The following is a 13,152-nucleotide window of genomic DNA, read 5'->3' on the forward strand; positions in this document are numbered from 1 at the left end:
ACCAATGGCAGCCGAAGTATTAAACATCATGTAGAAGACTGATCTGACTGATAATTTCTAAAACATTGCTACAAAAACGCCACACGTAATTTATGTGTGGCGTTTGTATTTAGGCTATAAAATACCTTAGCAAGAATTAGCGTTGGTAAATTGAATCAACATTCAAAGAGCTGTTCTTTGGTTTCTCTAATTTTAACTGTTCAACCGCGCTAAGACCTTTAGAGCTAATTCCGCCACTATAGGACTTAGAGCCATCAGCATTAGTCATTGAGGTTTCGCCCACGTTCCAAGCAACAAAGAAATCGCTTAAGTCATAGCTCGAAACATAAGAAGCGCACACCATCATTAGGTCTCCACCAGAAAGCCCAGTCTCGCTAGCGCTACAATAGTTCGTATTCGAGTCACCCTCTCTATCGCCTCGCGCTTTACGATGCATAAGCTTGAACATATTCCAGCCTTCATCATCACCGTAAACCAAAGATTGGCTTGCTCCACGACCATACCAATCATCAATAGCAAAGTTTGATTTTGCCCAGATTTTCAGTTGCCCAAACATAACTAGACGCAAACCAGCATCACCATGCGACCAAGCATGTTTGTCGTTTTGTTCTAGCCATTTTGGTGCTTTCTTAATATCCGATTTAATACGATCCATTTCTGGATTTTCGTTACGCCCCTCAAGCTCCTGCATATAAAGTGCAAGCAGGTTGTTCGTTACCTCAGTACTACCCGCTGCTGAGAAAGGTGCTGATGCTAAGTTATGACCAACTTCATGCCACAATAGCCAATCATTTACAGGGTTAGTTGGAATGTAGGTGCGGTTTGCATTGAAACTCGAATTCATCACTGGGTAGCCAGAGTGAGCAGCACCGATCGATATCTGCACGTCATTCACAAAACGATGGCGGAACGCCGTCAATTCTGGATAAGTGAACCTACGGTGTAAACCATCGTCTTGCATCTCATCACGTCCGTAGAAGTCACTTGCTGCTTCAGCGAATCGATTCATATCTGTTGCGAATTTGTTCAAATCAGCGGATTCTAGATTCCTGATTGGTGTCGTATAAATAAATGAACCCGTGTCGACTTCCGCAATAGGTGCGTCTGCCGATTGAACAGGATTAATCCACTCTCCTTCTTTCCACCAAGCCGCTTTTAAGGCGCCATCAATGGTAAATGAGACTTCGCCAACGTCTTTTACTTGCGGTTGAATGTAGATAAGGCCGCCATATGGAACCTTGAAGGTTAAGTTCAAACCATCGTAAGCATAGTTAGTTTGCATACGCGGAGGGCGCTTCAAACTGGTTTCATGATTAGGCTTGCCTGTCAGATCATCCGCCATCATCACAGTGATCGTTGCAACGACACCATTACTAATCGTCACATCTTGTAACTGAGGAGCCCATAAACCTGTCGATTGATTGTTCCCAGCCGAATACGTGACGCCCTTGCCATCTGTTTGGATAAGAACCGAACTTGACGAAGATGCTCCTGAAGTTCGCCCCGGATACATTGTGGTATCAACAACGATTTCATGATCCCAGAATGAGCGCCCCAACATAATGCGAGTCAGAGGTTTCTCCATGTAATTTAATGGATAGCTCGGATTCAACTGTCCCGATAACTCCCCTTCGCCATGAATCATTCCATTAGCGACTAACGACGCTTTTAGGTCAACGGGACACTGTGCTTCAATTGTGTCTGTTTGATGTAAGTCTTCGGTATAACAGTTAAGGAACTGAACAGCTTGCTTGAACCCCAATTCATCTTGTATGTCTGTTTCAAAACGGTATGCGTTGTCATTCCACATCCAAACAGACAGGTTATCAAACGCTTGATTCAATTCGCTGTTAGACAGACGCTTACCTTGAGTGCCTTTCGTGCGATAGTAAACCTCGTGCTCGTAGAGTGCTGTAAAGTTAGAACCCAAGTTCGCTGCTTTCACCATACTGTCGACAACGGTTTTACTCACTTCATAGCGGTCGAAATCAGCTCTATGGTAAGCACCACGAACAGTGATGCCGTCTCCAGAACGAGTCTCTATACAGTTAAATTCGTATTCATAGTCGTTATTACAAAGCTCAGTGCCAACGAATGCCGACTGCAGTTCTTTGATCGCCGCTTCACGCTCTTCTGCCGATTCAACAAAGATACGTGCGGATTTGGTCTCCATGACTGGTACTCCAGACTCATCAAGCACTGGTTTCCCTTCAAGGTCTAACTTAGTAACCTCATAAGTCGGGATTTCAAGCTTGATTTTGGATTCATCCTTGATCCACTCAACCGTACCATCTTGATTTACCGTGAATGGAGGCTCTCCTTGATTATCTTGAAAACGCTCCAGAACCACCATTTCCTTTTCGCTCTTCACGTGAAGATTTGGATACGGCGCTTGGCAATAATAAGAGCTACCGCAGAAAGCTTGGTTTGTCGGCGTAACGTTTTCACCACCTAGTGAAACACCAGCGGCATCCGCCAAGCGTCCAATAGGTTCAGGGTTTGTCGTTTGAATCGCATCCATAAATAAGATATTGCCACCGTTATTAACATAGTTGATAAGAGCGGTAATATCGTCTTGGCTTAAGTTTGGGTTATCCAAGTCAGCAACAAACTGGTTAGTCATGCCATCTTGAACCAACTTAGGAGGATATGCCTGAAGGATCAAAATCGGCGTAGTACTCGCATCTAAACCATCAAAGTCACCTGAACCACGCTTTTCTACTGATGCAAAACCATACTGAGGACTAACAAAAAACGTGTACTGCTTACCCATTGTGGAGTGGTGATAAGCCGAATAAGCTTGGTCAATATTGGTGACTGCATTCATCCCAGCAATAGGCAGACCATTATTGAACCACTCAAACAAGTTCGAGAAAAACAACCTCATGCTGCCTTGGTCATCATGCAGTAGGTTTTCGAACGTCGAAACAGTGCACCGTTGTTTGTTGCTATCGATATGCAATGTTCGATTGGCCCAATAATTTTCTGGGCATGACAGAATACTTGGGTATAAGCCATTACCCATGAACACGACTTTACCTTTGCCTATCTCGCCTGCTGTAACGAATGGAAAACCATAAGTCGCGTTGTCTTCAGAGACTAAAGGAATCGGAGGCATCGAGATGATTGGGTGTTGTGCGATGTAAGGTTTGCCTTCACGAGTCCAAGCCTGTTTCTCACCAAAATAAAGCTGGCGGTTTTTATCAGTTCTTGGCATCATCACAGGGAATGCTCGATTCGATATGTTCAGAGCTCGCATACCACGGGTATACCCCGTCGCACCATAAAAACTACCATTGTCATTGAAAACATGGAATGTGGTGACGTTGTGGAAGATTTGCTGCAGAGACTCCGTAACATACTGACCAGAATCCATAGATAAAACGGCAGGTTGACGAACATAATCCATAAACTGAGGCGTTTGGCGCAGCTGCTCATCAATGACTGCCGTTAACCCTTGGCTAAACTGACCAACAAACTCATTAGGAAGTTCAAAGCCTGTACCCTCTATTAATCCCCCATTTGGCAGAGTTAGGTTGATCAGTTCATTTATAACGTTAGGGTACTTTGAAAAGGTATCTTGGACTTCTTCAGATATCTCATAATAACTTACATGATCAACCGCGTAGCGCTCTAGTAATGACTGGATATTCGCTTTCTCAACCGCATTATTGGTCACATCAGACAATTTATAAACAATCTGATTACCCGTAATAGAACCAAACTCAAACGTATCAATACCAAAAACGATTCTGTCGCCCCACAGGTACTCAAAAATTCCCTCTTCATCCGTCACGCCCGTCGCGTTTGCCGAAAAGAAACTGATCCCAGAAATCGCTTTACCATTAGCGTCTGTAAGCTTACTGCGAGTTAACACCTTACCTTCAACACTTGGCTTATAAGCATAGGTAGACTCTGCGTCTGCAGAAACAAAACCAGCGTTAAGGTTATTGTCAGCATTAGGGTCAACCGCAGGAACAACAGTTGTGTCTACATGTGAACTAGGAGCCTTACCGACTTCATCTGTAGACTCTTCTTCTTTCGATGAAAAATACGCATCAACAGCATCTTGATCATCAAGTTGCGAAAACACATCCTCAATATCAAAAGCATCCAGTTCTTTTAAACAGATAGCACTTTCAGTCTCACAAACATCAATGGATTCGAGTACCTTAGTAACGTTGTCTCCATGTAATTCTGTCAACTCAAATGCCGCGTGAAGCGCATCATTTGAAATCGTGCTTTCTGTAATTTCAGGGAAAGGAGCAGTGAAATCACCTAAAGTGAGATGACCCAGTGTACAACTAAAACTTACTCCTTGATTCACACTGAACGAGCCAGTTTCAAGGCGGATACCATCACAATACACATCGCCTGATACGATATTTCCACTCGACAGTAACGTACCTATATAAGTCGTTGGAGGAATAATATCCGTCGGTGGGATAATGTCAGTCGGAGGAAGAATATCCGTTGGTGGAACAATGTCTGTAGGCGGAAGGATATCTGTTGGTGGAATAATGTCTGTTGGAGGAACCGTATCAGGGCCACCACTATAGCTTAGTGAGTCGTGATTACACCCTGAAAGAGCCGTGGATATGATAGCCAACGCAATTAAGTTTTTTTTCATTGAGCGAAGTTAGTCGTAATTTAAAGTGGACCGTTATCTTATAGATTTACTCCACCTCGATGACTATTGTTTTTTGTCTTAACCACAAAGGTCATTGCTCATAAGAGGTTGAATAAGATAAATAAAATGATAATTGAGACTCTCATTCCAATAGCAATACCTCTCCCTACCTTAAAACGGAAAAACGCCATATCTCGATTGAGATATGGCGTTTCAATTAGCCATTAACATTAAGACCGATAGGGTATATGGGTATATCTGCCCAAAAATACGTTCAAAAAAGTACTACGGGCGTAGCTTTAAAACTCGGTCAATGTCTTCCGCAGAATGGCGCTCTGGTACTTGCTCCCACTCTTCGCCAAATGAACGGTTAACCACTCGGCCGCGTTGGAAACCTTCGCGCGCTTCTAGTTGCTTCGCCCAGCGCACAACGTTGGTGTAAGACTCAACCTGTAGGAACTCAGCAGCATCGTATATTTTGCCCAGCACAAGGTTGCCATACCATGGCCAGATCGCGATATCAGCGATGCTTAGCTCTTCACCTGCCACAAATGTGTTATTTGCGAGTTGTTTCTCTAACACGTCTAGTTGACGCTTAGCTTCCATCGCAAAGCGGTTAATTGGGTACTCTTGCTTTTCATCAGCGTAAGCATAGAAATGGCCAAAGCCTCCGCCTAGGAATGGGGCAGAACCTTGTGCCCAAAACAACCAGTTAATGGTTTGTGTTCTTGCTGCCCCTTCTTTTGGTAAGAAGTGACCAAATTTTTCAGCTAAGTGCATCAAGATAGATGCCGATTCGAAAACATTAACGTCTTCGTCACCAGACTTGTCGACAAGTGCTGGTATTTTAGAATTTGGATTCACTCCAACAAAGCCAGATGAGAACTGATCAGCCTCACCGATGTTGATCAAGTACGCATCATATTCAGCTTCTTTAACACCCGCCGCTAACAACTCTTCCAGCAAGATAGTGACTTTTTGACCGTTAGGTGTGCCAAGAGAATACAATTGAAAGGCATGGTCACCAACAGGCAGCTCTTTATCAAAGCGAGCTCCAGATTCAGGACTATTGATGTTTGCCCACTTGTTACCACCAGCAGTATCGTTAACCCAAACTTTTGGCGGAGTGTATTGTTCTGACATGATATTTCCTTATTAATATAGGGTCTCACAAACTGATATTAGGTCACATGCCTGTGGTTAAAACCCCTGAATACGATTTATTTTCAAACTGTTAAGCATGGCTTATTCCAGAAAGGCATAACCTGCTTTATGACATAGCACACGTAAAAGATAAGTGCCCAATCAAACCTAAGCCACATAACGGTTAGTACGAAATATGATTTAGTCACGACATGCCTACAGGTTAAAGAAAGCTGTGATAAAATCGGGAGATTACAATTGATAAGGATTTGGCAATGTCTTCTGATTTCACAGGCTCGAGTGCAGCGTATGCTCGCCAAGAGAAAGGCTACCGCGAAAAAGCACTAAAACTGTACCCTTGGGTATGTGGTAAATGTGCGCGTGAATTTGTTTACTCAAACCTCCGAGAGCTTACCGTTCACCACGTGGATCACGACCATACAAACAACCCTGAAGATGGCAGTAACTGGGAGCTATTGTGCCTGTACTGTCACGATCATGAGCATTCAAAATACACTGACCATGAACGTTATGGTGTGGATGCAAAAGCGAGTTTAGATGATCATCAGTCAGCGACACACAACCCGTTCGCCGATCTCGCTAAGATGATGAAGAAGTAACACGCCTTCAGAGTTGTCTTCGGTAGATGGTAACTGTTAGATAATAGATAAATAACAAGAAACCCCAGTATGTCACCATACTGGGGTTTCTTTTATCTGCCGTCACAACCAAATAATAGAGTTCAGGTAAGCAGGATCAAAAAAGCCTTCCGAAAAAGGCTTTATAAGAATCAAATCGAATTATGCTGCCGCTTGTTTGCGAGACTCTTCTACCTGTTTAGCGCGCTTTTTCATCGTCAGTTTATCGCGGTATGCAAACCAAACGTAAGACACAACCACTAAGAAGAACAGGTATGACAACGAGAAAATGAACGGCGATTGAATGATATCGTTCGAGATACCCCAAGAAACACCGATAACCGTCACTGCAATTTTTGCAAAAAAGCCACACATCAATAGCACTAATGCCAACTGTGGGAAACGCGTGCTGCGGAATGCAAGCCAGTAACAACTGCCTACAGCCAATGCCGCGATGTAGAAGCCGAACAAGAAAGAATGAATATGATCAGCCGCTGCTACACCACCAGTAATCGACATCAATAGAATTAAAAATAGTTTCATAATACTCGCCTCGTAATAGACTAGAAACGCATCCTTTCATTTTTGGAATCTCAGTTTGCGTACTATTTTCCCACTTTTTCCCAACAACACAACCCCTCAGATCGAACAAAATGTAAGCAAAAGCACCTTCAAAAACCACCATTAACAATTGGTTAACATATTGTTTCTAATAGAACTCCGTTACTCCTTGTCTCATATGAAAAAAGCACTACTTCGATTTATTTTGTTACACAAATTTAACCTTGGAAATTAATTAAAATTTTTTGCAACTCTGTGATATCCGCACGGAATACGAGTCTACTAAAAATTTATCACCTCGAAATCCCAGGAATAATTGGGTAACAGGGCGAAAAAGAACAAAATAGAAAGGTGTTAAAAACATTTTGAAAACCAATGAAAAACAACCCATTAACAAACTGAATTTAATTTACCAAAAATGGAAAAAGAGATTCCAATCACATTTTTATTGGTTATAATCCGCGCTCTTTTGCGCTATCTGTTGATAAACGCAAACTAATTTTGAAGAAACAATCACAATAACCCGTCTTTAGTTAAGTGGCTCTCCACTAACCGATGACAAAACTGAGAATAAAAATGAGCAAGATTGATAAAGCAACACGTATCCTGCTAGCAGGCTTCTGTATCAACCTTTGTCTTGGCATCCTGTATGCTTGGAGTGTATTTAACAAAGCGCTAGTAACTGAAGCTGGTTGGAGTGCTGCTGAAGCATCTTCACCTTACGCTATTGCAACTATCACATTCTCTGTTTGTCTTCTTGTTGCGGGCATCCTACAAGACCGTATGGGTCCACGTAAGATCCTTATCCTAGGTACAGCGCTTACTGGCCTAGGTATGATTGCTTCTGGTTTCGCAACAACACCTATGATGCTAAACCTAACGTTTGGCGTGATGACAGGTGCTGGTATCGGCTTCGGTTACGCATGTCTTTCTCCATCAGCAATGAAGTGGTTCCATTCTTCTAAGAAAGGTATGGTTAACGGTCTAATCGCTGCTGGCTTCGGTCTTGCTGCTATTTACCTAGCACCACTAACTTCTGCGCTAATCGATAGCATGGGTATCCAAACAAGCTTTATGATTCTTGGTGTTGGTGTACTTGCAATCGCAGTACCTCTAGCGGCAACGATCAACAACCCACCAGCGGATTACACGCCAGCTGAGCCTAAAGTAAAAGAAGGCCAAGCACCTAAAGCGGTTAAGAAGACTGAAGACCTAACGTGGAAAGTAATGCTGAAGACTCCTCAGTTCTACTCTCTATGGATCATGTACGCATTTGCTGCTTCTGTTGGTCTTATGATCATCGGTAACATCACTACGATTGCTAGCGTTCAAGCGAACCTACCAAACGCGGTTTACCTAGCGTCTATCCTTGCTGTATTCAACTCAGGCGGCCGTGTTGCTGCGGGTATGCTTGCAGATAAAATCGGTGGCGTACGTACTCTACTTCTAGCGTTCATCCTTCAAGGCGCGAACATGGCTCTATTCGCTACGTTCAACTCTGAATTCACGCTAATCATTGGTACAGCAATCGCAGCTGTTGGTTACGGTACGCTTCTAGCAGTATTCCCAACACTAACTGCTGAGTTCTACGGCCTGAAAAACTACGGTACTAACTACGGCGTGCTTTACACGGCATGGGGTATCGGCGGCGCTATCGGTGCAGCAGTTGTTGGTTTCTCAATGTCAAACGGCGAAGGTTACGGCCTAGCTTACACAATCTCTGCAGTTATGATGGCAGTGTGTATTGTTCTAGCAATCATCACTAAGCCAATCTCTGAAGCTAAAGTTGCTGAACTAAAAGCATCACAAGCTTAATCAACAGAAAAGATTGAATTTGTTACTGAAGAGCTTAACCTTAGGGTTAGGCTCTTTTTGTATCAAGCGACTTCTCCATTGACGACCGAAACTACTCCCCAACTCTCCCCTACTTATTATCTCGACAACTTCAATCGATTGGTTGAACACGCGCAAACGCTCTACCCTGATCTTCTGAGTGACGATGAGTGCCGTTGGTTGTCTGAATACAAACGTCTTTCTGTTTCAAGCCAATGTTTAATGGTTCGTTTACTTTCTCGTAAAGGCTGTTGGTTTCGCAGCGATAAACTCAACTATCTAGAAATTCCTGACTTAAATAGCACACTACAAGAGCTGAGCGACTCAGGCTTTATTATGTTAAGTCATCCCACAAAGCAACATAACCTCGTAATTAATGAGGTCGAACTCGGATTGCACTTACTCACTAAACCAGAGCTGTTGAATGTATTCCCCGCCCTTAAGAGCAACAGATCTGCCAAGAAAGATAAGCTGTTGTTACTGCTTGATCAGCAGTCTTTCGACCAATTTCGAAACCTAACCTTCGACTGTATTTATGTCGTCCAATCTCAAGTGATTGATGTATTACTGTTGCTATTCTTTGCCAACACCTATCAAGACTTAAGCCAATTCGTGTTAAGCGACCTTGGGTTCAATACCTTTGAGAACTATCCATTAAGCAAACAGCGCCGCTTCTTCACTTCTAGAGATCAACTCAATCAATTGCTCCAGATACGCGATATTCAACGCTTGTATTCAGAAGGTGACCGCAAAGACGGTGAGTTTCTGGAGCTGCTTTTAAACTCGATTTCTGAAGAGTCAGAACACAAAAGCATTGCTAGAAAACGATCGCGATTGATCAATGACCTCGCACGTGACCTAGAAAGGCTTAACCAAAATGACCAAGCTACCTTTTGGTTCAAACAATCGGAACTTCCTCCGAGCAGAGAACGACTTGCGCGCATCTATGACAAACAAGGAGAGTTAGACTTAATGCATGACACTGTCACGCAAATGCAAGCTACTCCATCGGATGTGTCAGAGCTAGAGGTCGCGGTTAAGCTTGAACAGAGGTTATTACGGAAGCAGGGCCACAAGGTCCCTCGCCCTTCAAAGCCAAGTTGCGCGCAGATAAAACTGGAATTAGACCTCAGCCAAACGCGAGTCGAGCTTGCGGTAAAGCAACATTTTGAAAGCCAGGGCTGGGATGTCTACTTTTCTGAAAACAGTTTTCTGTGTGGTTTGTTCGGTTTGGCTTTTTGGGATGTCATTTTCTCTGATGTCGAAGGTGCTTTTATCAATCGTTACCAACATCGGCCACTGGACTTGTATCACTCAGACTTTATAGACAAACGAGCCGAGCAAATTGAAGCTGTGTTCCAAACCCTATCCGAACACGGGCTGAACCACTTACTTGAGAACTACGATGAAAAGCAAGGCATCGCTAATCCCTTTGTTCATTGGAATCATTTCCCTAAAGCACTCATCGAACACAGCACGGAAGCTATTCCTAACACCTTGATTATCGACCTCTTCAAAGTGTTATTGAGTGACTTAAAACTATTTAGAACCGGGATGCCCGATTTGATTGCGTTCAAAGACGAACGGTTTCATTGGATTGAAGTCAAAGGCCCAGGAGATAAGCTGCAAGACAACCAGTGGCGCTGGATCAAAGAGTTTGAGCGATTGTCTGTCCCTTTCTCTGTTTGTTACGTCAATCAATGAGTCTTACTCTTAGCTCATGGCTGTTAGCTCTTAGTGCTTAATCTGGCTGGGTCTAAGCCCTAATTTATGAGCAAAAGCGAGTGACGTGCATCGACAAGTTACTCGGTTCCATCAAGATCTTATCTATAAGATTGTTAGAACATGAGCATTTTCAATCATTTTCGATATAATTAGAGAAAATGCTTAATATATAAATACGTATGAATTTGAAAAAACTCTTCATTTTAGCTTTTGTTAGCGTCTTCTCAGGTTGTGCCGTCTACGCAGGTTTAAACTTCGACGAGTTATTTGGTGAGCAACAAGTACGCGATCGCCAAGCCCCTATTCTTTCGGCTCAAGCACAGCACTTCATTAACGAAGTAAAACCCATCATTGATAACCGATGCGTGGTTTGTCACGCTTGTTATGATGCGCCCTGCCAGTTAAAGATGTCTTCAGTAGAAGGTATAGACCGAGGTGCAAGCAAAGCACTCGTTTATCAAGGTACCCGTTTAACTGCTTCTGCCCCTACTCGCTTGTTTGAAGATGCTATAACCACACAAGAGTGGCGTGATGCGGATTTTCATCCTGTCCTCAATGAGCGTATGCAGAACTCAACCGCTAACCTCGATGCAGGTCTTGTTTCTCGTATGTTGATCCAGAAAGAGAATCACCCTCTACCCGATCAAACCCAGCTAGAAGGTTTCGACTTTTCAACCGACCGAGACCAACAGTGCCCAACGATTGAAGAGTATGCCCAATATGAGAGAGATTACCCAACTTGGGGAATGCCGTATGGGATGCCGAATTTAGATAAAACAGAATACGCAACTTTAATGAGTTGGTTAGAAAATGGCGCGTTGATGAACGACCATATCCCGCTGAATGATGCGGAACAAGAGCTCGTTAATGTCTACGAAAGCTTTTTAAATAAAAGTGACAATAAGAGCCAACTTTCAGCTCGTTACATCTATGAGCACCTGTTTTTATCTCACGTCTATTTTTCTGATTTAGCTCAACCCACACGTTTCTTCACTGTTGTTCGCTCTGCAACACCACCAGGTGAAGCGGTAAAACGCATCACGACTCGTCGCCCTTATGACGATCCAAAAGTAGACCGTGTTTACTACCGCCTGATTCCAGAGCAAGGCAGCATCGTCGACAAAACGCACATGCCTTTCGCACTTAATAAAGAACGTCTACAAAAGTGGAATAACTGGTTTGTCGATGCGAATTACTCAGTAAAACAACTTCCTAGTTACAACATTGATGTTTCTGCTAACCCAATGACTTCGTTTGAAGCGCTGCCAGTAAACTCGCGCTTCCACTTCATGTTGGACAATGCTCAAAACACCATCATGGCCTTTATCAAAGGGCCAGTGTGTCGAGGTCAACTTGCTCTAAACGTGATTAACGATCGTTTTTGGATTTTCTTCATTGACCCCGAGAAAGCCGACTTACCAGAAATAAACGCCTTCTACGCGAGCCAAAAGAAAAACTTAAAGCTACCTAGTGAGCTAGACAGCAATACGGTTCCTGTCACTAATTGGGTAAGATACGCGAAGCAACAAGCACGATACCTAAATGCCAAATCAGACTTCACCAACCAATGGTTTGAAAGTGGCGTAAACCTGGACACTGACATCATTTGGGATGGCGATGGCGTCAACCCAAATGCAGCCCTCACCATCTTTAGACATTTTGATAGCGCATCTGTTGTGCAAGGGTTAGTTGGCACGCAACCTAAGACGGCATGGATTCTTGATTATGCTCTTTTAGAACGCATTCATTATCTTCTCGTCGCAGGCTTCGATGTCTACGGTAACTTTGGCCACCAACTGATTACACGCATGTTCATGGACTTCTTACGCCTTGAAGGTGAAAGTAATTTCTTAACCCTTCTTCCTAAAGACGTGCGACATATTGAACACTCAAGTTGGTATAAAAACCAAAGCACACAATTGAGCGACTACTTGCAGCGTAATATTGCACCTTTTGAACAACCAACCAGTGTGGTTTACAAAACGGCCGATCCTAAACGTGAACTGCTTAACATGATCAAAGATAAGCTCGCACCTGTCCTCGATAATCGCTTTGATATTGTTGAAACAGGTTTTGGTAAAAAGAATGAAGCACTGCTCAATCAAGTGAATTTGATTAAGGGAGAAGGCCTACGTCATGTACCTCAATTAGTCATGACCATGATTGAAGGCGAAAACGGCGAAGAGCAGCTGTTCACCATGATTCACAATAACGCTCACAGCAACATTTCTAGCCTTTTTAATGAAGAAGGTAACCGCGATTATGCCAATGATGACCTTACGCTCGTACGAGGCGTTGTCGGTAGCTACCCTGCGGCTTACCTGTCATTAACCGAGAATGAGATTCCGACTCTGGTTAAAGCGCTACAAAACTTAAACACAGAAGAAGACTACGTGGCTTTGCTAGACAAGTTTGCGGTACGACGCAGTTCTAGCGAGTTCTGGCCATTCAGTGACCGAGTGCATCGTTGGTATCAACAAGACCAACCAATTGAGTTTGGTTTGTTGGATTACAACCGCTTTGAAAATAGATAATAAGTAATAAGCCTTGGTTTTAGTTCTAGCTCTTGGGAGAGATTAGTTTTAAGAGGCTAGTCGTTCTGAAAGAAGGCTCACTTGCTCG

General features: G+C 43.3%; 7 protein-coding genes. 4 read left to right on the forward strand and 3 right to left on the reverse strand.

The genetic code is table 11. The annotated features are described in order from the left end of the window. Positions 1 to 136 precede the first annotated feature (136 nt). Together CWO08_RS05410 and yghU are read right to left on the reverse strand one after the other, a co-directional pair. Positions 137 to 4,630, reverse strand: coding sequence for an SslE/AcfD family lipoprotein zinc metalloprotease (locus tag CWO08_RS05410; RefSeq protein ID WP_108020053.1), 4,494 nt, complete (start codon positions 4,628 to 4,630; stop codon positions 137 to 139). Positions 4,631 to 4,915: 285 nt separating this feature from the next. Beyond that, positions 4,916 to 5,773 carry a glutathione-dependent disulfide-bond oxidoreductase gene (gene yghU, locus CWO08_RS05415; RefSeq protein ID WP_108020054.1) on the reverse strand — a complete coding sequence of 286 codons (858 nt, stop codon included), beginning with the start codon at positions 5,771 to 5,773 and terminating at the stop codon, positions 4,916 to 4,918. 275 nt (positions 5,774 to 6,048) lie between these two features. On the opposite strand from yghU, the gene CWO08_RS05420 reads away from it, so the two are divergent. Further along, positions 6,049 to 6,393 carry a YajD family HNH nuclease gene (locus CWO08_RS05420; protein ID WP_017060876.1) on the forward strand — a complete coding sequence of 115 codons (345 nt, stop codon included), beginning with the start codon at positions 6,049 to 6,051 and terminating at the stop codon, positions 6,391 to 6,393. Positions 6,394 to 6,573: 180 nt separating this feature from the next. Here CWO08_RS05420 and CWO08_RS05425 read toward each other — a convergent pair whose 3' ends face one another. After that, positions 6,574 to 6,954 (reverse strand): hypothetical protein, encoded by a 381-nt coding sequence (locus tag CWO08_RS05425; protein WP_048660371.1) that lies wholly within the window; start codon positions 6,952 to 6,954, stop codon positions 6,574 to 6,576. Positions 6,955 to 7,548: 594 nt separating this feature from the next. Here CWO08_RS05425 and CWO08_RS05430 point away from each other — a divergent pair. The 3 genes from CWO08_RS05430 (at position 7,549) to CWO08_RS05440 (ending at position 13,064) form a co-directional block, all read left to right on the forward strand. Then, positions 7,549 to 8,787 carry an OFA family MFS transporter gene (locus tag CWO08_RS05430; RefSeq protein ID WP_102431516.1) on the forward strand — a complete coding sequence of 413 codons (1,239 nt, stop codon included), beginning with the start codon at positions 7,549 to 7,551 and terminating at the stop codon, positions 8,785 to 8,787. 57 nt (positions 8,788 to 8,844) lie between these two features. After that, complete coding sequence (locus tag CWO08_RS05435; RefSeq protein ID WP_102431515.1) at positions 8,845 to 10,509, forward strand: VRR-NUC domain-containing protein; 1,665 nt, start codon at positions 8,845 to 8,847, stop codon at positions 10,507 to 10,509. Between the two features lie 200 nt (positions 10,510 to 10,709). After that, positions 10,710 to 13,064, forward strand: a complete 2,355-nt coding sequence (locus CWO08_RS05440; protein WP_102431514.1) for a fatty acid cis/trans isomerase — start codon at positions 10,710 to 10,712, stop codon at positions 13,062 to 13,064. Positions 13,065 to 13,152: the final 88 nt, after the last annotated feature.

Origin of the sequence: Vibrio sp. 10N.286.48.B8 (assembly GCF_003050085.1) — a bacterium.
In the GTDB taxonomy this organism is placed as follows: domain Bacteria; phylum Pseudomonadota; class Gammaproteobacteria; order Enterobacterales; family Vibrionaceae; genus Vibrio; species Vibrio crassostreae.